Annotated in this window: 25 protein-coding genes and 1 pseudogene; 17 read left to right on the top strand and 9 right to left on the bottom strand. The window is 64.8% G+C overall.

The features are described from left to right. The first annotated feature begins 108 nt into the window (after positions 1 to 108). From KYT87_RS16140 to KYT87_RS16130, 3 genes are all read left to right on the top strand, one after another. A complete protein-coding gene (locus tag KYT87_RS16140; RefSeq protein WP_046807794.1) occupies positions 109 to 1053 on the top strand; it encodes a GlxA family transcriptional regulator in 945 nt (314 codons plus the stop codon). A gap of 142 nt (positions 1054 to 1195) precedes the next feature. After that, positions 1196 to 1954, top strand: a complete 759-nt coding sequence (locus KYT87_RS16135; RefSeq protein ID WP_104145319.1) for an SDR family oxidoreductase — start codon at positions 1196 to 1198, stop codon at positions 1952 to 1954. Positions 1955 to 2026: 72 nt separating this feature from the next. Next, positions 2027 to 3235: an MFS transporter gene (locus KYT87_RS16130; protein ID WP_219990347.1), complete on the top strand. Its 1209-nt coding sequence runs from the start codon at positions 2027 to 2029 to the stop codon at positions 3233 to 3235. 74 nt (positions 3236 to 3309) lie between these two features. On the opposite strand, the gene KYT87_RS16125 is transcribed toward KYT87_RS16130, so the two are convergent. Both KYT87_RS16125 and KYT87_RS16120 read right to left on the bottom strand, forming a co-directional pair. Continuing rightward, complete coding sequence (locus tag KYT87_RS16125; RefSeq protein ID WP_219990346.1) at positions 3310 to 3639, bottom strand: YciI family protein; 330 nt, start codon at positions 3637 to 3639, stop codon at positions 3310 to 3312. Positions 3640 to 3802: 163 nt separating this feature from the next. After that, entirely contained in the window at positions 3803 to 4303 is a 501-nt protein-coding gene (locus tag KYT87_RS16120) for a hypothetical protein (RefSeq protein WP_219990345.1), read from the bottom strand. 269 nt (positions 4304 to 4572) lie between these two features. Here KYT87_RS16120 and KYT87_RS16115 point away from each other — a divergent pair, with 269 nt between their 5' ends. The 3 genes from KYT87_RS16115 to KYT87_RS16105 all read left to right on the top strand — a co-directional run bounded on the left by KYT87_RS16115 (position 4573) and on the right by KYT87_RS16105 (position 6503). Next, positions 4573 to 5160 (top strand): TetR/AcrR family transcriptional regulator, encoded by a 588-nt coding sequence (locus tag KYT87_RS16115; protein WP_219990344.1) that lies wholly within the window; start codon positions 4573 to 4575, stop codon positions 5158 to 5160. Positions 5161 to 5297: 137 nt separating this feature from the next. Then, on the top strand, positions 5298 to 5813 hold the full coding sequence (locus tag KYT87_RS16110) for a hypothetical protein (RefSeq protein ID WP_219990343.1): 516 nt from the start codon (positions 5298 to 5300) through the stop codon (positions 5811 to 5813). A gap of 66 nt (positions 5814 to 5879) precedes the next feature. Then, positions 5880 to 6503, top strand: coding sequence for a hypothetical protein (locus tag KYT87_RS16105; RefSeq protein ID WP_219990342.1), 624 nt, complete (start codon positions 5880 to 5882; stop codon positions 6501 to 6503). 23 nt (positions 6504 to 6526) lie between these two features. Here the strand turns inward: KYT87_RS16105 and KYT87_RS16100 are convergent, their stop codons facing one another. Beyond that, positions 6527 to 7426, bottom strand: a complete 900-nt coding sequence (locus KYT87_RS16100; RefSeq protein WP_046807789.1) for a LysR family transcriptional regulator — start codon at positions 7424 to 7426, stop codon at positions 6527 to 6529. A gap of 113 nt (positions 7427 to 7539) precedes the next feature. On the opposite strand from KYT87_RS16100, the gene KYT87_RS16095 reads away from it, so the two are divergent. Next, complete coding sequence (locus KYT87_RS16095; protein WP_219990341.1) at positions 7540 to 8418, top strand: aldo/keto reductase family oxidoreductase; 879 nt, start codon at positions 7540 to 7542, stop codon at positions 8416 to 8418. Between the two features lie 13 nt (positions 8419 to 8431). Here the strand turns inward: KYT87_RS16095 and KYT87_RS16090 are convergent, their stop codons facing one another. After that, positions 8432 to 9718, bottom strand: a complete 1287-nt coding sequence (locus KYT87_RS16090; protein ID WP_219990340.1) for a M20 aminoacylase family protein — start codon at positions 9716 to 9718, stop codon at positions 8432 to 8434. 8 nt (positions 9719 to 9726) lie between these two features. Further along, entirely contained in the window at positions 9727 to 10710 is a 984-nt protein-coding gene (locus KYT87_RS16085; protein ID WP_046807791.1) for a tripartite tricarboxylate transporter substrate binding protein, read from the bottom strand. 108 nt (positions 10711 to 10818) lie between these two features. On the opposite strand from KYT87_RS16085, the gene KYT87_RS16080 reads away from it, so the two are divergent. Then, positions 10819 to 11814 (top strand): LysR family transcriptional regulator, encoded by a 996-nt coding sequence (locus KYT87_RS16080; protein WP_219990339.1) that lies wholly within the window; start codon positions 10819 to 10821, stop codon positions 11812 to 11814. Here the strand turns inward: KYT87_RS16080 and KYT87_RS16075 are convergent. Beyond that, the gene (locus KYT87_RS16075; protein WP_219990338.1) at positions 11811 to 12341 is read right to left on the bottom strand and encodes a GNAT family N-acetyltransferase; all 531 of its coding nucleotides are present in this window, start codon (positions 12339 to 12341) and stop codon (positions 11811 to 11813) included. The genes KYT87_RS16080 and KYT87_RS16075 overlap by 4 nt on opposite strands. A 189-nt stretch (positions 12342 to 12530) precedes the next feature. Between KYT87_RS16075 and KYT87_RS16070 the strand changes: the two genes are divergently transcribed. The 3 genes from KYT87_RS16070 to KYT87_RS16060 all read left to right on the top strand — a co-directional run bounded on the left by KYT87_RS16070 (position 12531) and on the right by KYT87_RS16060 (position 14820). After that, on the top strand, positions 12531 to 12782 hold the full coding sequence (locus tag KYT87_RS16070) for a hypothetical protein (RefSeq protein ID WP_082134694.1): 252 nt from the start codon (positions 12531 to 12533) through the stop codon (positions 12780 to 12782). A 155-nt stretch (positions 12783 to 12937) separates the two neighbouring features. Continuing rightward, positions 12938 to 13366 carry a DUF2231 domain-containing protein gene (locus tag KYT87_RS16065; protein ID WP_104145302.1) on the top strand — a complete coding sequence of 143 codons (429 nt, stop codon included), beginning with the start codon at positions 12938 to 12940 and terminating at the stop codon, positions 13364 to 13366. Then, a complete protein-coding gene (locus KYT87_RS16060; protein WP_219990337.1) occupies positions 13363 to 14820 on the top strand; it encodes a sorbosone dehydrogenase family protein in 1458 nt (485 codons plus the stop codon). Before KYT87_RS16065 ends, KYT87_RS16060 begins: the two co-directional genes overlap by 4 nt. Before the next feature lie 13 nt (positions 14821 to 14833). Here the strand turns inward: KYT87_RS16060 and KYT87_RS16055 are convergent, their stop codons facing one another. Further along, on the bottom strand, positions 14834 to 15331 hold the full coding sequence (locus KYT87_RS16055) for a VOC family protein (protein ID WP_255593192.1): 498 nt from the start codon (positions 15329 to 15331) through the stop codon (positions 14834 to 14836). 94 nt (positions 15332 to 15425) lie between these two features. Between KYT87_RS16055 and KYT87_RS16050 the strand changes: the two are divergent. Continuing rightward, positions 15426 to 16241 (top strand): annotated as a pseudogene (locus KYT87_RS16050) (TipAS antibiotic-recognition domain-containing protein); the annotation flags it as partial. Between the two features lie 24 nt (positions 16242 to 16265). Here KYT87_RS16050 and KYT87_RS16045 read toward each other — a convergent pair. Further along, positions 16266 to 17522 carry a hypothetical protein gene (locus tag KYT87_RS16045; RefSeq protein WP_219990336.1) on the bottom strand — a complete coding sequence of 419 codons (1257 nt, stop codon included), beginning with the start codon at positions 17520 to 17522 and terminating at the stop codon, positions 16266 to 16268. Positions 17523 to 17865: 343 nt separating this feature from the next. Here KYT87_RS16045 and KYT87_RS16040 point away from each other — a divergent pair, with 343 nt between their 5' ends. The 4 genes from KYT87_RS16040 to KYT87_RS16025 all read left to right on the top strand — a co-directional run bounded on the left by KYT87_RS16040 (position 17866) and on the right by KYT87_RS16025 (position 22283). Then, on the top strand, positions 17866 to 19011 hold the full coding sequence (locus tag KYT87_RS16040) for a muconate/chloromuconate family cycloisomerase (protein WP_219990335.1): 1146 nt from the start codon (positions 17866 to 17868) through the stop codon (positions 19009 to 19011). An 83-nt stretch (positions 19012 to 19094) separates the two neighbouring features. Then, the gene (gene catA, locus KYT87_RS16035; protein WP_219990334.1) at positions 19095 to 20030 is read left to right on the top strand and encodes a catechol 1,2-dioxygenase; all 936 of its coding nucleotides are present in this window, start codon (positions 19095 to 19097) and stop codon (positions 20028 to 20030) included. A gap of 159 nt (positions 20031 to 20189) precedes the next feature. Next, a complete protein-coding gene (locus tag KYT87_RS16030) occupies positions 20190 to 21488 on the top strand; it encodes an MFS transporter (protein ID WP_219992694.1) in 1299 nt (432 codons plus the stop codon). A 15-nt stretch (positions 21489 to 21503) separates the two neighbouring features. Beyond that, positions 21504 to 22283 (top strand): 1,6-dihydroxycyclohexa-2,4-diene-1-carboxylate dehydrogenase, encoded by a 780-nt coding sequence (locus KYT87_RS16025; protein ID WP_046806384.1) that lies wholly within the window; start codon positions 21504 to 21506, stop codon positions 22281 to 22283. On the opposite strand, the gene KYT87_RS16020 is transcribed toward KYT87_RS16025, so the two are convergent. Continuing rightward, complete coding sequence (locus tag KYT87_RS16020) at positions 22275 to 23480, bottom strand: MFS transporter (protein ID WP_219990333.1); 1206 nt, start codon at positions 23478 to 23480, stop codon at positions 22275 to 22277. The two genes, KYT87_RS16025 and KYT87_RS16020, sit on opposite strands and share 9 nt — an antisense overlap. Before the next feature lie 305 nt (positions 23481 to 23785). Between KYT87_RS16020 and ribA the strand changes: the two genes are divergently transcribed. After that, the gene (gene ribA / locus KYT87_RS29850; protein ID WP_046806382.1) at positions 23786 to 24370 is read left to right on the top strand and encodes a GTP cyclohydrolase II; all 585 of its coding nucleotides are present in this window, start codon (positions 23786 to 23788) and stop codon (positions 24368 to 24370) included. Positions 24371 to 24517 lie beyond the last annotated feature (147 nt).

Below are 24517 nucleotides of genomic sequence, written 5' to 3'. Positions count from 1 at the left end.
GATGGGTGAATCTGGCGGGGAGAAGCGGCGTAGGATACTCCTTTCGGAATGTGTCTGATCGCGGCGCTACAGGCGGATACGCGACGCGTTTTTTTGAAGGGAAGCATCATGCGGCAGGTGGGTTTGATCCTTGAAGACGGATTCCAGCTGATGGGCCTGGCGGCGCTGTCGGCGTTTGAACTGGCCAATGCCGAGTTGGGCGATGACGGATACCGGTTGACGGTGTTGTCCGAGCAGGGCGGCACCATTCGGTCGTCGATGAATGCGGGTATTGAAACGACGCCGTTCGGGGTCATACCGGACACGCTGATGGTGGCGGGGCAACTGGTGCCTCAGGAAATTTCGCCCGGCGTGCGCGCGTATGTGGCGCGGGCGGGCATAGACGCCCGGCGGGTTGCCGGAGTCTGCACGGGCGCGTTTGTGCTGGCGCAAGCCGGCTTGCTGGATGGCCGCGCCGCCACCACCCATTGGGCTCACGCGCGCACGCTACAGGCGCGCTTTCCAAAGGTGCGGGTGGATGAAGATCGCATCTTCGTTCGTGATGGCAACGTCTGGACATCGGCGGGCATGTCGTCGGCCATCGACCTGACGCTGGCGTTGATTGAAGAGGACCACGGGTCGACCCTGTCCCGCCTGCTGGCTCGCAAGCTGGTCGTGTACCACCGCCGCCACGGCGGTCAGTCGCAATTTTCGGCGCTGCTGGCGCTGGAGCCTCGCTCTGATCGGGTCAAGCGCGCGCTGGCCTATGCCCGCGAAAACCTGCGCAACGCCCTGTCTGTCGAGGAACTGGCCGAAGCGGCCAGCTTGTCGCCGCGTCAGTTCAGCCGCGTATTTCGGGAAGAGACGGGGCGGTCGCCGGCTAAAGCCGTCGAGATGCTGCGGCTGGAGGCCGCGCGCGTCATGCTGGAAGACGGGCGGTACCCGCTGGAAGTCGTCGCGCGCGACACCGGGTTTGCTGACCGCGACCGGATGCGGCGCGCGTTCCTGCGCAACCTGGGCCAGCCGCCGGCCAGCGTCAAGCGCGGCCTGGCGCTGATGCAGGATGCCGCCTGACCGCCCGAGCGCATCAGCGCGTGGGGGCGGGCCACGGTCGCCATGTCCGTAAATGCCGGATCTACGACATTTGAGACTACGCCCGAACCGCGCATAGTTCGTCCATGGAAGGCGCCATCCAGGTGCCACTCAAGGACAAATCATGCAAATGACGGGCAATACGATCTTCATCACCGGCGGCACCTCGGGCATTGGCCGCGCGCTGGCGGAACAGTTTCATTCGCTGGGCAACAAGGTCATCGTCGCCGGGCGGCGCCAGGCACTGCTTGACGAAGTGGCCGCCGCCAACCCCGGGATCGATGGCGTGGCGCTGGACATTTCCGATGCCGCCGATATCGAACGCGTGGCCGCGCAACTGATCCGCGACTATCCCACGCTGAACGTCGTGATCAACAACGCGGGCATCATGCCGTTTGACGATCCCTCGGGCCGGATCGACGACGCCGTCTCGCGCCAGATCCTGGACACGAACCTGCTTGGGCCAATCCGACTGACCTCGGCACTGGTCGAGCATCTGAAGGCCCAGCCGCGCGCCACCATCATCCACAACACCTCGGTGCTGGCCTACGTGCCCATCGCCACCAACGCGGTCTACTCGGCGTCCAAGGCGGCGTTGCATTCGTACGCGCTGTCGCAACGCTTCATGCTGCGCGATACCAGCGTCACCGTGCAGGAAATTGCGCCGCCGTGGGTCGATACCGACCTGATCAAAAAGAGCGGCGACCCGCGCGCCATGCCGCTGGACGCCTTCATCGCCGAAACGATGACCGGGCTGGCAACGGATGCGCCGGAAGTGTTCGTCGAGGCAATCCGCGCCTTGCGCGACAACCCCGGCCTGGGCGAACACGCGTTGGTGCACGGCTTCAACGCCGAAATCGCCGCCAATCCCATTCCCGTCTAAGGCAAGGCATGTCTGCTGCCGGGGCCGCGTTTGCGCGACTCCGGCGGCAGCGCCTATCAGGAGCACCGCGTTATGTCCGCGTCACTTGCGCAAGACTCGCGCGCCGTCTTGCTGCCCGCCGGCTTCCTGGCCCTGGGCACATTCGCCATCGGCACCGAAGGCTTCATGATTGCGCCGCTGCTGCCGGTCATGGCGCAGGACTTCGCGCTGCCCGTGCCCACCGTCGCCTTGCTGGTCATCATCTTCACATTGGTGCTGGCCTTGTCATCGCCCGTGGCCACGGTGGCAACCGGGCGTATGGCGCGCAAGCGGGTGCTGCTGGCCGCCATGAGCTTGTTCGCCATCGGCAACGTTGTGGCCGCGCTGTCGTCGTCGTTCGCCGTGCTGATGCTGGCGCGCGTGCTGATGGCGATTGCGGCGGGGCTGTATGTGCCGGCCGCCAACGGGCTTGCCGGCGTCATCGTGCCGGTGGCGATGCGCGGGCGCGCCCTTGCCATCGTCAGTGCAGGGCAGACGCTGGCCATTGCGCTGGGTCTGCCTCTGGGTGGGCTGATCGGGCATGCGTTCGGGTGGCGCGCCACCTTCCTGCTGGTGGGCGCGATGAGCGTCGTGGCAATCGCGGGCATCCTGACCGGCATCGAGCGCGACGCGGGGCAGGGCATCGCGGTCGCAAGCCTGCGCCAGCGCGTGTCCGTGGTGCGCCAACCCGCCGTGCTGCGTTTGCTGGCGGTGAGCTTGTTCTGGTCCATCGGCGCGTTTACCGCCTATCCGTACCTCGCTGAATACTTGAACGCCGTGTTGGGCTTCGGGCCGTTGGAGATCACCGCGTCGGTGTCGTTGTGGGGGCTGTCGGCGGCGGCCGGTGTCATGACGGGCGGGATCCTGAACGACCGCTTCGGACCTGGCCGCGTGGTGCGCGCATCGCTGATGTTGCTGGGGCTGGCGTTTGTGGTGCTGGCGATTGTGGCGTTGCCGATGGCGACGGCGTTGTCCAGGGGCGTCTTGCTGGGCCTGGTGCTGCTTGCCGTCGCTTTGTGGGGCTTCACCGTGTGGTCGTTCTTTCCGGCGCAGATGGCAAGGCTGATCGGGGCGGGCACGCCGTCGCAAGCGCCTGTCGCGTTGGCGCTTAACACTTCGACCATGTACTTCGGGTTTTCGGTGGGCAGCGCTTTAGGCGCGGCGGTGTTGGGCGCCGGCGCCATCTGGGCGATTGGGGCGGTGGCGGCCCTGGCCGAAACGATCGCCCTGGGCGCGAACGCAGCGCCAGGCCGCAAGGCTTGACGTCATCCGGTCTGGTCCGCGGCTGCCGGCAAGAGGCCGTTGCCGTGAACAAGCCCCACCTGGCGGGCGATGCGCTAGGCTTGTTCCAGCGGCCAGACTTCGACCACGCCGTGCGCCACCGCGCATGGTGTTTGCGACACGATTGCGATGGCCTGGGCCAGGTCAGCGGCTTCGATGATGGCAAAGCCGGCCACGGGCAAGGGCGACTGCAAGTAGGGGCCGTCCGTGGTTTCCACCCCGGCCGCGCCGGTGTTGCGCACCTGCACCGGCGTGCCCGCAATGCCCATCAGCACACCTTCCTTCTGCAATTGCGCGTCGTGCGCGTGCGCGGCGTCTCGCAGGGCGACCGGGGTGCGGTCGTAACCTGCCTGGTCGCCATATCCTATCGTCACGAATTTAGGCATGAGAAGTCCTTTGCAGAGGGGGGATGAGACGCCGAACCGCTAATCGCCGAAGCGCGGGTACGCCGATACGCCGGGTCGCCGGACCGCCGAATCGCCAGAACGCCGGATCGCCGGACCGCCGGATCGCCGGACCGCCGGAACGCCGGATCGCCGGTACGACCCTTCAGCCCTGTTTGCCGAAACCGCCGCTGGCCCATTCCGATGCGCGCTGCACGGTCAGCTTGTACGTCGGCGGCACGTTGACCTGGGCCAGTTGTTCGCCGGATTCATCGTACGCGCTTAGCACGGCGTAAGGCTCGTCTTCGTCGGGCACGATGTCCAGCTTGACCGTCAAGCGGCCCGCCTCGGCGTCGATCTTCACGCTTTTGTGCAGCGTGGCATGCAGCTGCTGTTCGTGGCGGTGCAGCACTTCGTTGGCGGTCTTGACCAGGGTGATGAAGGCGGGCGAATCAAGCGGCTTGGGGTTTTTCTTGTCGCGGCCCATGGTCCATGGCCCGACCAAGGCCGGCTCGGATTGCCCGTCCATCGTCATTTCGACGGCCCAGCCGTCGTCTTCCTCGTTCTTGATGATCCGGGCGGTCCAGCCGTCATCGCGCCAAAGCCTGGGCTCCTGTTCCTTGCGGTCTTCGGGGCTGTCAGGATCGGGTAGGCGGGTGTCGTTCACTGCGGTGTTTCTCCAGGATTTCGGGGCTCGACGTCCAAGATTTTGTCGGCCCCCCGGCACTGTAGCCTAACGAACCCGCGCGGTCCTGCCGGGTGGGATGTTTGAAGCACCCCGGGCAAGGAAGGCGCGCGGTGCCCAATCGCTTGCTGAGATGAATCCATCAGCATGAAATTGTTGACTCGCAACCGACCAACTAGTAGATTGGCTTCCATGCGCGCCCCTGCCGAATATTCCAGTAGGGGCCAACTCGTAAACCGAACTGGAAATCCATGAGTTTGGAACTCTCGCCCAGAGCCCTTGAAATTGTCGAGCAGACGCGACTGCTGCTTGCCGCCGGCGGCTATCACGGGTTCAGCTATGCCGATGTGTCCGAAAAGGTGCACATCGGCAAACCCAGCATCCACCATCATTTCCCCACCAAGGAAGACCTGGTCCTGAGTGTGGTGACCGTGCACCGTGAACAAGCGCGCCAGGGGCTGGCCAAGCTTGACCAGCACGTTGAAGATCCGCAAGCCCGCTTGACCGCCTACACGGAATACTGGGCCACGTGCATCCGCGAGGGCACCATGCCCATGTGCATATGCGCCATGCTGGCTGCCGAGGCGCCCTTGATTCCCAGCGCCGTCGCCGCTGAGGTCCGCGCATATTTTGCCGAGCTGGCAGCGTGGATCGGTTCCGTGCTGGCCAGCGGGGCGGCCAAGGGCCAGTTCCAATTGCGCGACAAGGTCGAGGCCGAAGCGCAGGCGTTCATGTCGATGGTGCACGGCGCGATGTTGACCGCGCGCGCGTTTGGCGACCCCAAGGTATTCGAATCGATTTCACGCGCCGCCATCAAGCAGTTGAGCGCCGCGGGCTGACAGTGGAATGCGCGCACCTCGGAGTGCGCGCCGTTGACCGTTAACGCCCTCGCATTTGCAGTGCCGCTTTCTCCCGCTTTTTTTTGCCCTGATGACCGACCAACTAGTCGGTTTGTTTCCTGTCTGGAGTCCTTGCCATGCCACATCCTATTTCCGCCTTGGGCGCCGCCCACACCCTCATCAGCCTTGTCCCTGCCGTTGTCGGCCTGTACAGCTTTGCGCGGTATCGAGGCATCGACCCCGCAACGCGCACCGGCAAGCTTTACCTAGGCGGGCTGATATTGGCGGTGCTGACGTCGTTCGGGCTGTCCAGCTCTGGTGGCTTCAATGCCGGGCATGCGTTGGGAATCCTGGCGTTGCTGGCGGTGTCGGGGGCGTTGCTGGCGCCACGCCTGTCCTGGTTGTCGTGGTCGCGTCCCTATCTGTCGCAGCTGGGGTTTTCGTTCAGCTTTTTCTTGATGTGGGTGCCCGGCATTGCCGAAACGCTGACGCGCCTGCCCGTTTCCCATCCGCTTGCCGACGGCCCGCAATCGCCCCTGGTGCGCGGCGCGCTAGGGGTGTGGTTGGCGATTTTCGTGGTGGGGTCGACGGCGCAGTTGTTGTGGATGGCAGCCCAACGCCGCATGCCCGCCAAAGCCGTCGGGCGACCGTAGCGGTGCAACCGAAGCCGACATTGCCGGGGCACGACCCGTCGCCCACGCATCACCAAGGAGGCCGCCATGACTGCCCGCGCTATTGATCCGACCGGCCAGGTCCGTATCGTCGATATTCAGCGTCCATACGTTCAAGACCGCTACATTCATGACCCTTACCGCAGCGAACGCCTGCGGGCGCCAACGCGTGCCGCGCCTTCGACGCAATTGCGCCCGACCTCCTACGCGCGGGTCCAAGCCGCGCAGGGATCGGCCGCGATGGCGGCTGGGGCGCCCCTCGCGCCCGCCGCCCATCGACCCGCCGGCGTTGATGCTGCTCAGCCCCCCGCGTCCGTCGACGCGATGCGGGATCAATACACGGCCCATTGCCTTAAAAACGCCATCCAGGCCTACCACGATCAGCAAGCCCGGCTGGATGCGCGTTCCGTCGCGGCCAATCGCAAGCTGCGCGACGAGCAAACCGCCTTGCAAGCGCGGGCCGACGCGGCGCATGACCTGGGCACGATCCAAGGCCTGCTGCCGTACCAGGCCTATCGATTTTCCGCTGGCGTGGCGGCCGTGCTGCCGCCGCCTTTTACGGCCGCAGCGGGCATGCCGCCGTTGAGGGTCGGGCCGGTCGGTACCGCCGCAAAACCGCGCCACAGTACCGACGACGCGTCCGGGGGCGCGGCTCCCTATCCAAGTTCGTGAGGGGTGCTCATTTCAGGTTTGCGCTACCAGCGCACGGTTTGGACAAAGTCGACGAAAGCGCGCAGCGGCGCGGGCAGATAGCGGCGCCCGGGGAAGTAGAGCGACGGGCCGTTGAAGCCGGGCCACCAGCGTTCCAGCACGGGCGCGAGCTCGCCACGATCGATGTAGGGTTGCAGCCATTCCTCAAAAAGGTAAACCACGCCGGTGCCCGCAACGGCCGCATCCACGGCAAGGTCGGCCGCCGCGCCCAGGCCCACGATCAAGGGGCCCGTCACGTCCACCGTGACGGTTTTGCCCTGTTGCTCGAAGTCCCACGAGGGCATGGCGCCACTGGAAAAGCGCCCGCGCAGGCAGATGTGTTTGCGCAGATCTTCAGGGCGACGCGGGCGCCCATGCTTGGCCAGATATGCGGGCGACGCCGCGACGGCCATGCGCTGGCGCTTGGGGCCGATCGGAATCGCCACCATGTCCTGGTCCATGCTTTCTTCGTAGCGAATGCCCGCATCGCAATCCGATTGCAGCAGGTCCACAAAGCGGTCCTCGACAACGACCTCAAGGCAGATCTCCGGGTAGGCGGCCAGAAACGGGGGGACGATGCGCGGCAGCACCAGCTTGGATGCCGCCAGCGGCACATTCAGCCGCAGCCTCCCCGCCGGCCGATCACGAAAGTGGTTGGCCACGTCCAGCGCCGATTCCACCGCGTTGAGCGCGGGCGTCAGCTGTTCCAGCAAGCGCTGTCCGGCAACCGTTAGCGCCACGCTGCGCGTCGTTCGGTTAAGCAGCCGCAAACCCAGCCGCGTTTCCAGCCGGCGCACGGCCTCGCTCAATTGCGATGCGCTGGCCCCGGTCATGCGCGCAGCGCCACGAAAGCCGCCATGCGTGGCAACGGCAACAAAGGCGCTGATGTCTTGAAGGTCGACCACGGCGTTTCTCGATTGTTCGGATTTCCGCACAAGCTGTGCGATTGTGCCAGATTGTCGCACGGCCAATCCAGGCCTAGACTGCCAGGCATTCACCCCCGTTCAAGGAATACCCCATGACCCAAGCCCAACAAGCCGGCACCTACCGCCTGGCCCAATTCAACGTCAACCGCCTCGGCTACGGCGCCATGCAACTGGCCGGCCCACACGTGTACGGTCCGCCCAAGGACAAACAGCAGGCTATCGCCGTGCTGAAGGAGACCGTGGAACTGGGCATCAACCACCTGGACACCAGCGATTTCTACGGGCCGCACATCACCAACCAACTGATCCGCGAAGCACTGCATCCGTATCGCGACGACCTGGTCATCGTGACGAAAGTGGGGGCGCGACGCGGCGCCGATGCGTCCTGGATACCCGCCTTCTCTGCCGCTGAACTGGAATCGGCCGTGCACGACAACCTGCGTAATCTGGGGCGCGACGTGATGGACGTCGTCAACCTGCGCTTGATGTTCGACGTGGCCGGCCCGGCGGAAGGCGACATTGAAGCATCCATGACCACGATGGCCGAACTGCAACGCAAGGGCCTGGTGCGTCACATCGGCCTTAGCAACGCCACCGCGCGGCAAGTGGAGCAGGCGCGCGGCATTGCCGACATCGTTTGCGTGCAGAACCAATACAACCTGGCCCATCGCGGCGACGGCGCGCTGATCGATGCACTGGCCCGCGACGGCATTGCCTACGTGCCGTTCTTCCCGCTGGGTGGTTTCTCGCCGCTACAGTCGGCGGTGTTGTCGGACGTGGCGAACAAGGTGCAAGCCACGCCGATGCAGGTGGCGCTGGCCTGGTTGCTACAGCGTTCGCCCAACATCCTGTTGATTCCGGGTACCTCGTCGGTGAAGCACCTGCGCGAAAACGTCGATGCCGCCGCGTTGCGCTTGAGCGACGATGACATCCAGGCGCTGGATGCCATCGCGCCGGAACCGCGCCAGTGAAAGGGGGCGCGCGCTAGGCCCGCGCGTCTGCATTACCCAGGAACCGCTGCGCCAGGCGCACGAAATACGCGGCCCCCAGCGGGATCGCTTCATCGTTGAAGTCATACGACGGGTTGTGCAAGCGGCAAGGCCCGGGCCCGTGCCCCGCGTCCCGATGCGCGCCCGCGCCGTTGCCCAGCAGCACGTAGCAGCCCGGTCGTTCGGCCAGCATGAAAGAGAAGTCCTCGGACCCCATCAGCCGGGCAAGGTCATCCGACACGCGCTCTTGGCCCGCGACTTCACGCATGACCTCGACCGCAAAGCGCGTCTGTTCCGGGTCGTTCACCAGCGACGGATAGCAGCGTTCGAAGGTCAGCGTGGCCGTGCAGCCGAACGTGGTGGCGGCACCGTTGGTGATTTCTTCGATGCGCCGCTGGATCATGTCCAGCGTGTCGTCGCGGTGCGTGCGCACCGTGCCGCCCAGCCACGCCGCTTGCGGGATGACGTTGACCGCGTCGCCGCCGTGGATCTGCGTAACGGACAGCACCGCCGGTTCGTCGGGCGCGCGGTTGCGCGAGATCACGGTTTGCAGCGCCAGCAGGATGTGGCCGGCGCAGACCAACGGGTCGACGCCCAGTTCCGGCTGCGAGGCGTGCGCGCCCTTGCCCGTGATGTCGATGCGAAAGCGGTTGCTGGACCCCATGAAAGGCCCGGCCCGCACGCCGAAGCTGCCCACGGGCAGGTCCGGCCAGTTATGCAGCGCGAACACCGCATCGCAGGGGAAGCGGTCGAACAAGCCGTCTTCGATCATGGCGCGCGCACCGGCCTGGCCGCCTTCTTCGGCGGGCTGGAAGATGCAGTGGATGGTGCCGTCGAACTGCGCGTGCCGCGCCAGGTACCAGGCCGTGGCCAGCAGGATGGCGGTATGGCCGTCGTGGCCGCAGGCGTGCATGCGGTTCTCGTGTTGCGACTTGTGCGCGAAGGCGTTGGCTTCGGGCATCGCCAGGGCGTCCATGTCGGCGCGCAGGCCGATGCGGCGCGCGCCCGTGCCGCGCGTCAGCGTGCCGACCACGCCGGTGCCGCCGATGCCGGTCGATACCTGCCAGCCCCAGGCGGCCAGTTCGCGGGCGACGAGCGATGCGGTGCGGTGTTCTTCAAAGCCGATTTCCGGATGCGCGTGCACATCGCGGCGGATGGCGCGAAACGCCGGGTTGGCGCTGATGGTGGCAAGTATGTCGGCGGCGTCGGCGGTGACAGCGGCGTCGGCGGCGGCAATGCCGATGTTGTCGCGGCCGGCGTCGGGCTCTTGGTGGGGCGTCATGCGGTTTCTCAAGGCTGCGTCGGAAGGTTCAAGGCGCGCAACGCGGTGACGTCGTCACGGATGCGGGCATCGAAGCTGGCTTTGTCGTAGGCGGTTGCCGACTCCATGCCCATGGCCAGTACGCGTTCGCGCACCTCGGGCTTGTCCATCACGGCGGCAAGCGCGTCGCGCACGCGTTGCAGGCGCTCGGGCGGCACGCCCTTGGGGGCCAGCACGCCCACCCAGCCGACCATCTCCATGCCTTTGACCGTCTGGCTTTCGTTGATGGTGGCCAGGTCGGGGTAGGCCGCCAGGCGCTGGCGGCTGATCACGCCCAGCGATTTGATGCGGCCTTGTTGCAGATGCGGCAGCGCGGTGGGCGGCGCCATGACGGCCATGTCGATCTGCCCGCCCAGCAGGTCATTGACCAGCGGCGACGCGCCCTTGTACGGCACGTGCAGCATCTTGGTGTCGGTGCGGCGTTGCAGGTCTTCAACCACCACTTGCTGAAACGTGCCTTGGCCCGGGCTGCCATAGCTCAGGCTTTCCGGGGCGGCGCGCAGCGCCTGCACGACCTGGTCGATATTCGATTGGGGAAGATCCTTGCGGGCCACCAGAATGAGCGGCGACGTGAACACCAGCGACACCGGGTCGAAACTGTCCGTGGCATACCGCAGGTTGCGATTGACCAGCGGCTGCAAGACCACGTCGTTGATGCTGCCGGCCAGCAGCGTCGTGCCGTCGGGCTTGGCCTGCGCCACGCGGCCCGCGCCGATAGCGCCGCTGGCGCCGCCCACATTCTCGATGACTACGGTTTGGCCCAGGCGTTCGCTCAGTTGCGGGGAAATCGCCCGCATCACGGCGTCGATCGAGCCGCCGGCGGGGAAGGGGATGATGATGGTGACCGGCTTGTCGGGCCAGGTTTGCGCTTGCACGGGCGCCAACCAGGCCCCCGCGATCAGCGCTGCGGACAGCGCGGCGCGAACCCGCGCGCGACGGAAAAAGTGCAGCATTTCAAACCCCTTGTTTTGTTGGTGTCAGGCCGCTATTGCGCCTTGAATAGCTATACTTGAAAAGTGAAATATCAATAAAAGATATGCCGTTTCGGAATAGCTAAACCCATGCGTACCGCCACCGCCACCGCCACCCCCGGCAGCCCGTCTTCTGCCGCCACGCTCTTTAACCGCCTGATCGCGCGCACCCGGCTGCGGCATTTGCAGCTGATCGTGCTGGTGGCCGAATTGGGCAGCGTGCAGCACGCCGCCGCGCAGATCGGCCTGACCCAGTCGGCCGCCACCAAGATGGTGCTGGAAGTCGAGCGCGTGCTGGAAGCGCGCTTGTTCGAACGACACGCGCGTGGCATGCGGCCCACCTTTGCCTGCCGGGATTTGCTGCCGTTGCTGCGCAATGTGATGAACAGCCTGACCGGTTGCGCCGAGTCCTTGGCGGCGGCGGGCGCGGGCTTTGAAGGCACGGTGCGCGTGGGCGCGATCACGGCTGGCGTCAGCGGCGTCATCAACCCCGCGCTGCCCGAGTTCTTTGCCCGCCAGCCGCAGGTTCGTCTGGAATTGTTCGAAGACGCGTTGCCGGTATTGCTGGGTCGTTATGCGGATGGCGAACTGGATTTTCTGGTTGCGCGCGAACCCGCGCAGCTGGCGCCCGATTCCCAGTTCCAGGCATTGCTGGCCGATATCTGCGTGGTGGCCTCGGGGCCCAGGCACCCGCTGCTGGGCCGCCGCAATCTGCAACCCGCCGATTTGCTGGCCTACCCCTGGGCCAGCCCACCGCTGGATAGCCAGACCTATCGCGCGTTCGAGGCGCTGTTTGCCGAATGCGGGGAACTGCCGCCTCAGCAACCGCTCAGCACGCGCTCATTTGCCACCATGGTGCATTACCTGCGCGCCAGCCAGGCCCTGATGATGGGCCCCTTGAGCTTCGTGCGCGAGGGCCTGGATTCCGGCGCGCTGGCGCGGCTGGATTGCACGCTGGCCGACACCTTGCCGCCGTTGGGCCTGGTCAGCCGTACCGAACCGCGCAACCGCAGCGTGGCGGCTTTCCAGGCGCATCTGTTGGAGACCCATGCGGCTCGCCGCCCCGGATCGCAACGCGCGGGCTAGGGGATGACCGAGTAGATGGACGCCGGCACCGGGCCTCCGTGCAGTTGCAGCCGATTGCGCGCGGTGCATTCAAATTGCGCGCCTGCCTTGCGCGCCACCGCCTCGCTTGCCACGTTGCCCGCTGCAATCACGATCTCGACGCGGTGCATGCCCAGGGTGTTAAAGGCGTAGGGCAGCATCGCCCGCACCGTGCGATGCGCGACGCCTTGCCGTTGGGCCGACTGCCTTACCCAGTAGCCCAGATTGCAAAACAGGTTCTGCTGATTGATCGCGTTCAGCCCCACGCCACCCAGCAGCCGGCCAGCGTCTTCCGAGAACACGCCGAACTCATGGCCCGTCTGCGCATCGCGGCTGGCGCGGCACATCGCAAACCAGTCCAGCGCGTTTTGCTCGGAAAACGAAGCCGTGCACCACGGCATCCAGCGGCCGACGGTATCGACGGATTCCCGTGCGGCATTCGCGAAATCTTGGGCGTCGGTATCGAGGAATTCACGGAACAATAGGCCTTGGAAAACGAAGGGCTGCATGGCTTTTTCTTTGGGCGGATTGGAGGCAACGGTGGAACATTATCGCTAAATGATTGCGCGTTGCGGGCGGCCGTTGGCGGCCTCTGCGCGCTGACGCAGCCCGGCATTGCGAGTAAGGTAGCGGTTTACACGCTTAAGGCCTGATTGCCCGGCACATCGGCCTGTGCCGCCAGCAGGAAACCGATCATCATGCAGATTCTTCGTTCAGCAGTGCGGTGCGTCATTGCCCCGCTTTGTTTCGCGGCAATGGCCGCTTGCACAAGTCAGCCCGCGCGGCAAACCGATATGGACTATCACAGCCGGCCGTCTTCCACGACGCAGTCCGCAACGGGTAACCCGGGTTCATCGGGCCAGCGCCTGACCATACAGTCCGGTGAAGGCGAAAGGTTGAATCTGCCTTGGTTCATCCAGGATACGCAGGACTGGGTCAACAGCAACTGATCGACCCAGCGCCGCCACGACACGCGGCGCCGCACACCGATTTCTGAAAACGCCCAGCCGATGCTGGGCTTTTTTGTTGTGGGGCTGGGAACGGCAATTGCTGCCGACGTCGATGTTTCCGCGCGTGAGTCCGCTACTTTAAGAGGCGATTAGACGTGACCCAACTTATCGAAAACAGATATGCCCTGACCGTGCACCCCGTGCCGGCAGTCTTCCTGGCGGGGATGTTCCCGTGGTTTCTAGGCGCCGCGCTGGCCGACGCCGCCTATGCGCAGTCTTTTCACATCCAGTGGAATAATTTCGCGTCGTGGCTGATCATCGGCGGCCTGGTGTTCGGCGGCATCGCGCTGCTGTTCGCCATCGTGGATCTTTTCCGGGCCTATCAGCGCGCACGCGGCATCGTTCCGTACACGGTGGTGCTGTTGGCCACCTGGGTGTTGGGCATTATCAACGCCTTGATCCACGCGCGCGATGCCTGGGCGAGCATGCCGCTGGGCTTGATCCTGTCGGTGATCGTGGCGGTGCTTGCGTGCGCCGCGATCTGGCTGGGCTTTCGCACGCCGCACATCAGAGGGGCCAAATGAAACACGCCAGCTTGCTTGCCGTTATCCCGCTTGCCGCCGCAGCCGGAATTTGCCTGGCCCAGGGCCAGCCGTCTCAGGTCGGACCCACGCCGGAACTGCCCAAGCCCGAGCAGGGGCTGCTGCCTGACATGGTCATCGCCAAACCCGCGGACTGGGGCGACAAGATGCCCACGGTGCCTGAGGGCTACAAGATCACCGCCATCGCCAAGGACCTGAAAATACCGCGCCAGACGCTGGTATTGCCCAATGGCGACATCCTGGTGGCAGAGGGCAGGGGCGGCAATGCGCCCAAGCTCAAGCCCAAGGACGTCATTGCCGGCATCATCAAGGCGCGCGGCACCAGTTCGGTAAAAGGCGGCAACCGCCTGACCTTGCTGCGCGATGCCGATGGTGACGGCACGTACTCGGCCTCGACCTTCGCGGAAAATCTGGATGCGCCCTATGGCCTGGCATTGATAGACAACAAGCTCTATGTCGCCAACCAGGGCGCCTTGGTTCGCTTCGACTACCAACCGGGCCAGACACGGGCCAGCGGCCCGCCTGAAACCGTGACCGAGTTGCCGTCCGAGATCAATCACCACTGGACCAAAGCGCTGGCCGCCAGCGCGGACGGTCAGCATCTGTATGTGGGCATCGGCTCTAACAGCAACATCACGGAACGCGGCATGGACGTGGAGGCGGACCGCGCGCGAATCTGGCAGATCAACGCCCGCACGGGCGAACACAAGGTCTACGCCACGGGGCTGCGCAATCCCACCGCGTTGACGATTGAACCGGGCTCCGGGCAGCTGTGGGCCGTGGTGAACGAGCGCGACGAGCTGGGTCCGAACCTGGTTCCCGACTATTTGACCGCCGTGCAGGCGGGTGCCTTCTACGGTTGGCCGTATAGCTACTGGGGGCAGAATATCGATGACCGCGTGCGCCCGCAAAACCCGGACAAGGTGGCGGCCGCCATCAAACCGGACTACAGCCTGGGCGCGCACGTGGCGGCGCTGGGCGTTGATTTTTCGTCCGAGGCGATGGGCGCAAAATTCGCCAATGGCGTGTTCGTCGGCGAACACGGCAGCTGGAACCGCAGCGACCCGGTGGGCTACAAGGTCGTCTTTGTGCCGTTCCGCGACGGGCGCCCGTCCGGTCCGCCGCAGGACTTTGTGGCAGGCTTTCGGGATAGCGACGGCACCACGCGCGGCCGCCCGGTAGGCGTGACGGTAGACCCGAAGGGCGCGCTGATCGTGGCGGACGACCTGGCAAATGTGATCTGGCGTATTACGCCGACGTCGGAAGCGGGGGCGGGGGCAGGCAAAGGCCCGGGCACAGGCACAGGCACAGGCACAGGCACAGGCACAGGTTCCGGTTCCAGCCCAAGCTCGGCCTCAGCCCCAAGCCCCGGCAATGCCCCCAGCCCAAGCTCTGGCCCAGGCTCCCCCCAGCAACCCGCCGCCGCGCCGCAATAGGATCAACGTCAGCTCAAGCCGCCGCTGCAACAGATAGCGCAACGGTCGCCACGGGCCGGTCGCCTATCCATTCGGAAAAACGCAGCAGATAGCCGTCGGGGTCCTGCACCAGAAATTGCTGGACCCCGATCTCGATCTGCCCGTTTCGATACCAACGTTGCTGCATCGCCCGGTACATCGGCCAGTCCGCCGCCAGCAGCCGTTCGTATAACGGCCCGATGGACTTCACCTTGATCTCAAAATTCACACCCCGCCCCAAAGGCGCTTGCAGCGGGGCGGTGATCCATCCATCGTCTCCCCGGATCTCGTCCAGCATGAATTGCGCGCCGTCCCGATCCAGAAACACAAAACCCTCTTCCTCGCGCTGGTAGACCACCTCGAATCCACACAGGTCGATCCAGAAGCGCCGGCTTTGCCCCATGTCCCGAACCATCAGCTCCGGGACCAAGCGCGCTCGGTACGATTTATCTTCCATCGTCTCTCCTTGTGTCTCGATTCGTTGGGCCGCCATGATATCGCCCGGCGGCGTTGCGCGGTCAGCCCGCGTGTGACGTTTCCGGCACGTTTAGGCGGCCGGCACCATTGCGCCCGTGTCGCCACAGAACTTGCAGCCCGGCGTTCCCTTGGCGGACGTGATCTCTCGGCAGATTGCCATGCTGGACCGTCAGATGCAGCAGGCCGCGTGCTTGCGCGAACGCTTGGCGCAACTGCACGGGCAGTTGACGGACGGCACGGAGCCCGAGCTGGCCGATTGGCTAAAAACTCTGGAAATGATGACTATGTACGATAAGTATTTTTCGCCTGAAGAACTGGCGCGCCTGCCCCTGTACACGCGTGGGCCGGACGGCGACCCGGACTGGCTTGCGTTGGTTCAGCAAGTGCGCCAGCAGATGGATCAGGGCGTGGCGCCCGAGGACGCTAAGCCACGCGAGCTTGCCCGGCGCTGGATGGAACTGCTGCTGCGCGATACCAACGGCGATCCGCGCTTGTTGGTGAAGCTCAATCGCATGCACGAGCAGGAACCCGGCATGCAGACGCACGTCGGCATTTCCAAAGCCATGCGCGACTATGTGCTGCGCGCCTTCTCGGAAAGCAAACTGCTGATCTACGAAAAACACCTGACGCCGGACGAAGCCCGGTTCATGCGCGAACATTACGGCGACAGGATTTCGGAATGGCCGTCGCTGATTGCGGAGGTCCGAAACGCCATTGATGCGGGCGTGGCGCCCGATTCGGAAACCGGCCAGGCCCTGGCGCGGCAGTGGCTGGAACTGTTCAGTTCGTACGCGGGCAAGGACCCGGCCACACACGCCAAGTTCCGGCAGGCGTTGATGACCGAGCCCGAGTTGACCGCCGGCACCTGGGCCGACGACGCGACGCTGGCGTTCATGCGGCAGGCGATGGGGGCGTTGGCCAAGTAAGCCAACCCCCCAGCCGTTCCGGTGCTAGCCCGGCGGGCGCGGCGTTACCAGCTTGATCTCGTCGATCTGGCTGGCATAGCTGGCGCCTTGTAGCAGCAGCACCGTTTGCGGGTTGCCCTGGCGCCGGTCGATCCATTGCGATTGGGTCCCCGGCGTTTTTTTGCGGAACTGGATGTCGTAATCGGCGGCGGCGTTGTCGTAAGGCAGGCGCACGTCGATCCAGCTTTCGCCCAGCAGGCGGTTGACCGTGCGACGGCTATCGCCGATTTTCAGGCCGACGATGCTGCCCGTGAACGGCGCGCGCACGGTGATGGTGTCCACCTTGCCGGCAAAGTCGAACACCAGCTCCATGCCCCGATCCGGAAAGTCCAGCTTGGTTTTGCCGGACTTGCCCGCGGGCACCGGCATGGCCGTGGTGCCAAAGGCCGTTTGCACCTGGCTGATCGAATCGCCCAGCCACACGCCCAGGCCGGTTGTCACCAGCGTGTCGTCGCCGGCGCCTGCCGGTTTGTCGCCAAAGCGTTCGCGATAGGCGGCGGTTTGCACGGCCAGGTTGGCGCGGTCGCGCAGAATGTCGCCGGCCAGCCAGTTGCTCATGAAGTCACGCATCGGCTCGCCTTGGCAGTCAAAGCGGTCAGACGCGTTGCGCGCCGCCAGTTGCTGCGCTTTTTCGACGTAGGCCTTGTCTTTATCGGTCAGCAGCGCGGGGATCTCGTCCAGCACGAAACGTTTGCCGGGGTTGTTGCACTTTTCGGCATACAGGTTGTAAAGCGTGGCGTTGGCGTGGATACGCGCCAGCGACGTGGCGATGTCATCACGCAGCAGCACCTGGCTGACCGTGGCCGAGCGTTGCTCGGTGCGTGCGCGCACGTCCTTGTCCAGCTCGCTTGCCAGGGATTTCGGACGCGGCTCGCTGGGGCCGAACAGCCGGCTTTGCAGGTTGTCAATCGACTGGCCGACGTTGACGTTGTACAGGCCGGCGCTTTGACCGATCTGGAAAATGCACAGCAGACCCGCCGCCACGCACAGCACCGTGCGCGGCCACCCGCGCGCGGGCTCGCCGTACGAGCCGTCGTTCTTGAGCATCTTTGCCGCCATCACCAAACCGGCAATAGCCAGGATCAGGCCCAGGATATTGAAACGGGTGTCCTGCACCACCATGCCGTTCACCGAAGCCTGCTGGGTCGTACCCATGAATAGCCAGAAAGGCAGCATGCCCAGAATCAGCGCGAAGATTGGGCGGCGCAGTCGATGCCAAAGGCCGGGGGTGTTCTGACTCATATCGCAGGGTCTCTCTATCTTGGTTTCGAGGACCCGCATTATTAACTGTATCGGCGTCACCGTTTTTTCCTTTCAAAGGGCTGCGGTGTGGGCGCGCATATCAGAAAGGTATGGAACGCCTGGGTGGGGCGCGCGTGCGTTTCGCGTCTGAGTCATTGTTTTTCACTGATGGTAAACCCGTATGGATCCCAGAATCCCGTAGCTGTGAAGCAGCTGGTTCACCCAGGAAATTCCGCCATATATACCGTCAAGGTATCAATTTGGACATTCAAAGTATTGGACGATAAAAGTGCGTCGGACCTATAAATCCACATCCCGACCCTTAACCATTCCTGTGCCGAACATGCCCGTAGCAACTATCGAACGCATCGAAACGTCTCTTGTCGACCTCCCGACCATTCGGCCTCACAAGCTGTCCGTGGCCACGATGCACGGGCAGACGCTGATGCTTGTTCGCGTGGTGTGCAGCGATGGCGTCGTGGGTATCGGTGAAGGCACCACCATTGCCGGCATGGCGTACGGGCCGGAAAGCCCCGAGGCCATGAAGCTGGCCATCGACGCCTACTTCGCGCCTGCGATGATCGGCCAGGACGCCACCCGCATTCAGGCGCTGATGGCGCACGTGGGCAAGCTGGTCAAGGTGAACCACTTTGCCAAGAGCGCGCTGGAAACGGCGTTGCTGGATGCGCAAGGCAAGCGCCTGGGTGTGCCCGTCAGCGAACTGCTGGGCGGGTGCCGCCGTGACCGCCTGCCGGTGGCCTGGACGCTGGCCTCGGGCGATACCGCCCGCGACATCGCCGAAGCCGAGCAAATGCTGGATACGCGGCGACATCGGATTTTCAAGTTGAAGATTGGCAGCAGGGACCCCCGCGTCGACATCCAGCATGTGGCCGATATCAAAAGCGCGCTGGGCGACCGGGCGTCGGTGCGGGTGGACGTCAACATGGCGTGGAGCGAGACGCAGGCCGCCTGGGCCATCCCGGCGCTTGCGCAAGTGGGCTGTGAACTGGTCGAGCAGCCCGTGGCCAGCGCCGTGTCGCTGGCGCGATTGATGCGCCGCTTTCCCGTCGCCTTGATGGCCGACGAAGTGCTGCAAGGCCCCGAAAGCGCTTTCGAGATCGCGCGGGGGCACGGCGCGGATGTGTTCGCTATCAAGATCGAACAGAACGGCGGCCTGTTTGCCGCCCAGCGCGTGGCCGCGATTGCCGATGCGGCGGGTATAGAACTGTACGGCGGCACGATGCTGGAAGGCGCCGTCAGCACCATTGCCGCCGCGCATCTGTTCGCCACCTTTGCGCAACTGCAATGGGGCACGGAATTGTTCGGCCCCTTGCTCATCACCGAAGAGATCCTGACGCAGCCGCTGGATTACAGCGACTTCGAACTGACCGTGCCCAAGGGCCCCGGCCTGGGCATTGAACTGGACGAAGCCCGCATCAAACGCTTTACGCGTGACGGGCTGATCAAGGTGACGGACAAACGGCATTGATCGCGGGCGTTGTGCCCCGCGTGCAGCGAAACGCTAGCGATACCCCATCGATACCCCAGCGATACCCAAACGGAGACAAAATCATGAGCCTCAACATTTTTAACAGCAAGGAAGTGCAGGACCTGCTGACCGCCGCCTCGAACGTGGACGGCGGCGAGGGTACCCCGCGTTTCAAGCAGATCGTGCACCGCCTGTTAAGCGATCTTTTCAAGGCCATTGACGACCTGGACATCACGCCGGACGAGGTCTGGGCGGGCGTGAACTACCTGAACAAGCTGGGCAGCGACGGCGAAGCCGCGTTGCTGGCCGCCGGCTTGGGCCTGGAAAAGTACCTGGACATCCGCATGGACGAAGAGGACAAGCGGGCGGGCCTGGACGGCGGCACGCCGCGCACCATTGAAGGCCCGTTGTACGTAGCCGGTGCGCCACTGCGCGACGGTGTGTCGCGCATAGATCTGGACCCGGACGACGCCGCCGGCCCGCTGGTGATTCGCGGCGTGGTCACCGATACCAATGGCGCGCCGCTGGCCAATGCGGTCGTCGAATGCTGGCACGCCAACTCCAACGGCTTTTACTCGCACTTCGACCCCACCGGCGCGCAAACCGATTTCAACCTGCGCGGCGCCGTCAAGACCGGCCCCAATGGCGAATACGAATTCCGCACGCTGATGCCCGTCGGCTACGGCTGTCCGCCGCAGGGCGCCACCCAGCAACTGCTGGACTCGCTGGGCCGCCACGGCAACCGCCCCGCGCACGTGCACTTCTTCGTCAGCGCCGACCAGCACCGCAAGCTGACCACGCAATTCAACATCGAAGGCGACCCGCTCATATGGGACGACTTTGCCTATGCCACGCGTGAAGGCCTGATTCCGCCGGTGGTTGAAAAAGCCGGCGGCGACAAGCTGGGTTTGAAGGCCGATACCTACAAGGAAATCGAATTCAACTTTGCGTTGACCAGCCTGTTGCAAGGCAAGGACAACCAGATCGTCAACCGCCTGCGCGCCAGCGCCCAGGCGTAATCGCCCACGGCCTCGCGCGGCGATGCGCGGGGCCTTTATTTCCGCATTGCAGTGCAGTCCTGACCACATACCAATAACGCATAACGCACCAAGCGAAATCACGAGGGGACTTTCATGTCAGCAACGCTATCCATACCCAGCCTGATCGATAAGAATCGAATGAGCGCCTTCCAATGGCGCGTCTTGATTCTGTGTTTTTTGATTGCCCTGTTCGACGGCTTCGACACGCAGGCCATGGCCTTTACCGGCCCGGCGATTCTGGTGGCCTTCAAGCTTCAGTCGGGCGAACTGGCGCCCATTCTTACTGCCGGCATCGTGGGCATGACCGTGGGCGCCATGCTGTTGGGCCTGGTGGGCGACCGCATCGGCCGACGGCCCGCCGCCTTGATAGGTGTTGCCGTGTTTGGTGTGGCGACGCTGATGACGGCCGGTGCTACCGAGACCTGGCAGATCCTGGCGCTGCGCTTCATTGCCGGCCTGGGCATGGGCGGCTGCACGCCTATCGTGCTGGCGTTGGCTGCCGAGTATGCCCCCGCGCGCTTGCGCGGCACCGTCATCACCGGCGTGCTGCTGGGCCTGCCCGCCGGCGCCATGCTGGGCGGCCTGCTGGCCGCGCGCATGCTGCCCGTGATTGGCTGGCAAGGCATCTTCATCGTGGGCGGCGTTGCGCCGTTGCTGTTGCTGCTTGCGTTGTTCGTGCTGCTGCCCGAATCGTTGCAATTCAAGGCCATGCGCGGCGATGCCGCCGGACAAAGCTATGTGGCCCGCATCCTTGCCAGGATCTCGGGCCAGCCGCTGCCTGCCGGCACGCGCTTTACCGTGCCGGAAGACGCCACGATCCGCGCCAGCGTCAAGGCGTTGTTCGCCGATGGCTATGCGCGCAAGACCATCGCAATCTGGTCCATCTATCTGCTTAATTGGGTGGCGTGGTTCATGCTGCTGTCGTGGTTGCCCACTGTGCTCAAGGCCGCCGGGCTGCCCGCCGACCAGGCGCCCATGGGCACGTTCACCGTGAACCTGGTCTTCATCGTCTGCGCGATCCCCCTGTCTTACCTGATGCCGCGCGTGCCGACGCGTTCGTTGCTCATCGCCATGTTTGCGTTGGGTATCGCGGTGTCGTTGGGCCTGGGCTACGCGGGCACCGACTGGACGATGGTCTTCATTCTGGTGGGGGCAGCCGGCCTGGGCATCGGCGGCCAGCAACTGGCGCTGAACTACCTGGTGATTGGCGCTTATCCCACCGCGCTGCGCGCCACGGCCACGGGCTGGTCCATCGGCGTAGGCCGTGCCGGCGCCATCATCGGCTCGGCCATCGGCGGCAGCTTCCTGGGCTGGTTCGGCCCGTCGGGCTTCTTCCTGGCGCTGGCCGTTCCGCTGGCGGGCGCCTTGCTGGCCGTGCTGCTTGTCGACACGAAAACGTCGCGGCCCGTGCCGGGCGAACTGTCGCGCGCCCACTAAATAGAAAGGCGTTCCATGAACCGTTTTGAAGATCAGATTGCATTGGTGACGGGCGCCGCCCAGGGGGTGGGGCGCGCGACGGCGCGGCGGCTCGCCGCCGAGGGCGCCAGCGTGGTCCTTGTTGACCGCGCCGCCGACCTGGGCGCGGCCGTGGCCCGCGAGATCCGCGAGGCGGGCGGCCGCGCGTCCTTCATCAGCGCCGACCTGGAGACCCATGCCGGTGCGCAGGCGATGGTCGAGTACACGCTGGACACCCACGGCCGCATCGACGTGTCGGTGCACAACGTGGGCGGAACCATTTGGATGAAGCCCTTCTGGGAATACACCCCCGACGAGATGCAGCGCGAGGTCAACCGCTCGCTGTGGCCCACGCTATGGTCGTGCCGCGAAGTCATTCCGGTGATGCGCAAGCAAGGCCGCGGCGCCATCGTCAACGTGGGCTCGAACGCCACGCGCGGCATCTACCGCGTGCCGTACTCGGCGTCCAAGGGCGGCGTGCACGCCGCCACCATTTGCATGGCGCTGGAGCTTGCCGAAAGCGGCGTCCGCGTCAATTGCGTGTCGCCCGGCGCGCTGGACAACGGCGTGCGCGCCATCCCGCGCAACACCGAGCCGCCGTCGGAACAAGACCAGGCCTGGCAACGCGAGATGTACACGGATTGCCTGGCGACCACACCGATGCACCGCATGGGCAGCATGGAAGAGGTCGCCGCCGCCATCTGCTTCATGGCGGCGCCGGAAGCGTCGTACATCACGGGGCAGGTGATGTACGTAGCGGGCGGGCATTTAGGGTAGGGCAGCGGGTTTGCGCCGCAGCATGACCGGTATGAAGCACGCCAGACCCAATAGCGGGCCAGGCAGCAGATACCAGGCCACGCTCGCGCCCAGCATCGGAAAACCATGCGTCACCAAGGTGATTGAAAATACGGTAATCAAAAACCCGATGCTGTTCTGGATTGCCAGCGCCCCGCCCACCAGTTCCGGCGGGCAGGCGCGCGCGGATATCGCGGAGAACTGCGGCGAGTCAGACACGACCGTCAGGCCCCACAACAGCAGTATAGGAATACAGAGCCCCATGCCGAAGGGCCTGGCAAACGGATAGGCAAGACACATCAAGCCGGATACGCCCAACGATGCCGCCGCCACGATCGGGCTGCCCACGCGTTGGCTTAATCGGCCGCCGATGATGCTGCCCAATGCGCCGATGCCGATAATGGAAAACGACAAGGCCGGCGCCAGTGCAGGGCTTGTATCGGCGGCGACTTCCGTCGTGCTTATCAAGTCGTGCACGAAAAAGGGAACCAAGGTCCAAAACGCGTACAGCTCCCACATGTGCCCGAAGTAGCCCAGCGCCGACGCACGAAACTGCCTGCCCTTGAAAGCGGTGAGCGCCATGCCCCATCCCACCCGCGACGCTTGCGCGCGGGGCAGATACGGCCCGTCCCCCAAGGCCTGAACCAACGCGCCGCCGGCAATGGCCAGCAGACTGGAAGCCAACACCACCTCGTGCCAGGACAGGGCGCCGCCGCCGGCCCGCACGGCGTGGGGCAGGGCGGTGCCCAGCGTCAGCATGCCCACCAGTAATCCCAATGTGGATCCGGCGGCGGTCTGGGTCCAGCCGATCACCATTTTCATGCCCAGGGGGTAGATTCCCGCCAGGCAGATACCGACGGCAAAGCGTAGCGCCAGCCCTTCGGTGAAATCCGACGCGAACCAGGCGAAGCAGGCGTTCAATATGGCGCCCAGATAACAGGCGCCGGCGAACAGTCTGCTGGCCGGGTAGCGGTCCGCCACGCCGCTGGCGGCCAGGACCAATGTGCCCAGAATGAAACCGATCTGCGTTGCGCCCGTCAGTTGGCCGAACTGGGCAGTGCTAAGCGCCCATTCGGCCGAAAGGCTGGCCGCCGCGCTATTCGGGCTGAACCACAACGATGTACCGCATAGTTCGGCCACGACGATCAACGCGAGAGGGTAGCGAAGCAACACGTTCATGGAAGCTCCAGCTTTGGGCCTGGGGTCGGTTCGTGTCGGGGTTCGGGTCCGGGTTCGGGTCCGGGGTCGACATCCCCGTCGGCGTTACGCTAAGAATCTACGCCGATCCCGCCTTGAACGTGAATAAAAAGCCCCCGATCGCCCCGCCGCCCGGCTTTGCGCGCCAGCTTCCGGGGGATGACGTCGGGTATACAATCGTCGGCAACCCTTTAACACGCGAGTTCCCCGTAGTGAGCGACACATCAAATACCCCCACCGCTGCCTTGCTGGATGGGGCCACAGTGCGGACAGAGGTGTGCTTGCCGATGCGGCTGCTGGACGGGCGGGACGTCGAGGCGCAGGTTTACACCTTTCATGGTCTTGCCGACGGCAAAGAGCACATCGCCCTGAAGTTCGGCAAGCCGGGCGCGGCGCCCCTGGTGCGCCTGCATTCCGAGTGCCTGACCGGCGACGTGTTCGGTTCCCTGCGCTGTGATTGCGGCCCGCAACTGCACGAAGCGCTGCGCCTGCTGAACAACGAAGGCGGTTACCTGCTGTACCTGCGCCAGGAAGGGCGCGGCATCGGCCTGTATTCCAAGCTTGATGCGTATCGCCTGCAAGAGCAGGGGCGCGATACCTACGCCGCCGACCGCGAGCTGGGCCACGGCACGGATGCCCGCGACTACACAGCGGCCGCGCAGATGCTGCGCGCCTTGGGGCTCCAGCGTATCGAGCTGCTTAGCAACAATCCCGACAAGTCGTCGCAGCTGGAGCAGCACGGCATCCAGGTGGCAAGCCGGCTGACGGGCGTACACGCCAACCCGCATAACGTCGGCTACCTGCGCGCCAAGGCCACGCAGACGCATCACGTGCTGGCAACGATTCTTCCGAACTTTCCGGTCGGCGCCTAACGTCAGAATCAAAGCATCGACCCCAGGGCTGGCGTAGGCAATGGGGAGCAGAGCAGGGCACCGCGAAGGCGTGGATCCGGCCGCCTTCGCGGTGCGGTTTCATTCCAGCGCCCCGGCGAGCGTGACGGCGCCTATTTTCGGAAACCG

Origin of the sequence: Achromobacter sp. ES-001, assembly GCF_019448355.1 — a bacterium.
Lineage (GTDB): Bacteria > Pseudomonadota > Gammaproteobacteria > Burkholderiales > Burkholderiaceae_B > Achromobacter > Achromobacter spanius_B.
Note: the sequence above shows the minus strand (reverse complement) of the source record. Positions and strands in the feature narration are given on the sequence as shown.

Bases quoted from the DNA above. Each gene is read 5' to 3' on its own strand.
- KYT87_RS16140 (WP_046807794.1), top strand. From the start codon at position 109: ATGCGGCAGGTGGGTTTGATCCTTGAAGACGGATTCCAGCTGATGGGC.
- KYT87_RS16135 (WP_104145319.1), top strand. From the start codon at position 1,196: ATGCAAATGACGGGCAATACGATCTTCATCACCGGCGGCACCTCGGGC.
- KYT87_RS16130 (WP_219990347.1), top strand. From the start codon at position 2,027: ATGTCCGCGTCACTTGCGCAAGACTCGCGCGCCGTCTTGCTGCCCGCC.
- KYT87_RS16125 (WP_219990346.1), bottom strand. From the start codon at position 3,639: ATGCCTAAATTCGTGACGATAGGATATGGCGACCAGGCAGGTTACGAC.
- KYT87_RS16115 (WP_219990344.1), top strand. From the start codon at position 4,573: ATGAGTTTGGAACTCTCGCCCAGAGCCCTTGAAATTGTCGAGCAGACG.
- KYT87_RS16110 (WP_219990343.1), top strand. From the start codon at position 5,298: ATGCCACATCCTATTTCCGCCTTGGGCGCCGCCCACACCCTCATCAGC.
- KYT87_RS16105 (WP_219990342.1), top strand. From the start codon at position 5,880: ATGACTGCCCGCGCTATTGATCCGACCGGCCAGGTCCGTATCGTCGAT.
- KYT87_RS16095 (WP_219990341.1), top strand. From the start codon at position 7,540: ATGACCCAAGCCCAACAAGCCGGCACCTACCGCCTGGCCCAATTCAAC.
- KYT87_RS16090 (WP_219990340.1), bottom strand. From the start codon at position 9,718: ATGACGCCCCACCAAGAGCCCGACGCCGGCCGCGACAACATCGGCATT.
- KYT87_RS16085 (WP_046807791.1), bottom strand. From the start codon at position 10,710: ATGCTGCACTTTTTCCGTCGCGCGCGGGTTCGCGCCGCGCTGTCCGCA.
- KYT87_RS16080 (WP_219990339.1), top strand. From the start codon at position 10,819: ATGCGTACCGCCACCGCCACCGCCACCCCCGGCAGCCCGTCTTCTGCC.
- KYT87_RS16075 (WP_219990338.1), bottom strand. From the start codon at position 12,341: ATGCAGCCCTTCGTTTTCCAAGGCCTATTGTTCCGTGAATTCCTCGAT.
- KYT87_RS16070 (WP_082134694.1), top strand. From the start codon at position 12,531: ATGCAGATTCTTCGTTCAGCAGTGCGGTGCGTCATTGCCCCGCTTTGT.
- KYT87_RS16060 (WP_219990337.1), top strand. From the start codon at position 13,363: ATGAAACACGCCAGCTTGCTTGCCGTTATCCCGCTTGCCGCCGCAGCC.
- KYT87_RS16055 (WP_255593192.1), bottom strand. From the start codon at position 15,331: ATGGCGGCCCAACGAATCGAGACACAAGGAGAGACGATGGAAGATAAA.
- KYT87_RS16045 (WP_219990336.1), bottom strand. From the start codon at position 17,522: ATGAGTCAGAACACCCCCGGCCTTTGGCATCGACTGCGCCGCCCAATC.
- KYT87_RS16040 (WP_219990335.1), top strand. From the start codon at position 17,866: ATGCCCGTAGCAACTATCGAACGCATCGAAACGTCTCTTGTCGACCTC.
- catA (WP_219990334.1), top strand. From the start codon at position 19,095: ATGAGCCTCAACATTTTTAACAGCAAGGAAGTGCAGGACCTGCTGACC.
- KYT87_RS16030 (WP_219992694.1), top strand. From the start codon at position 20,190: ATGAGCGCCTTCCAATGGCGCGTCTTGATTCTGTGTTTTTTGATTGCC.
- KYT87_RS16025 (WP_046806384.1), top strand. From the start codon at position 21,504: ATGAACCGTTTTGAAGATCAGATTGCATTGGTGACGGGCGCCGCCCAG.
- KYT87_RS16020 (WP_219990333.1), bottom strand. From the start codon at position 23,480: ATGAACGTGTTGCTTCGCTACCCTCTCGCGTTGATCGTCGTGGCCGAA.
- ribA (WP_046806382.1), top strand. From the start codon at position 23,786: ATGCGGCTGCTGGACGGGCGGGACGTCGAGGCGCAGGTTTACACCTTT.